Here is a 218-nt window from a genome sequence, read left to right on the forward strand (position 1 = left end):
AGCCGCTTCCCGGATATTTTGAGTCACCTGTGTGGCGTAGGGATGTGTGGCGTCAATACATAACGTCTTATCTTGCAGAACCGGAATCATATCTGCCTGTTCCAGCCGTCCGGAAGAAGATGGAGAATCCTATCAGGATGTTTTGGATTTTTGCAAGGAGTGGATGGCAGGATGCAGGTGAATTTACTGGCACTGGGCGGCGGTACGGAAACCACCAT

Annotated in this window: 1 protein-coding gene; it reads right to left on the minus strand. The window is 50.5% G+C overall.

Annotated features, from left to right (window positions below; all coding sequences use genetic code 11):
• A partial coding sequence (locus H6B10_RS17445; protein WP_275951118.1) for a precorrin-6A/cobalt-precorrin-6A reductase occupies positions 1-105 on the minus strand: 105 nt, incomplete at its 3' end.
• Positions 106-218 lie beyond the last annotated feature (113 nt).

Source organism: Gemmiger formicilis, assembly GCF_016901605.1.
GTDB classification, from domain to species: domain Bacteria; phylum Bacillota; class Clostridia; order Oscillospirales; family Ruminococcaceae; genus Gemmiger; species Gemmiger formicilis_B.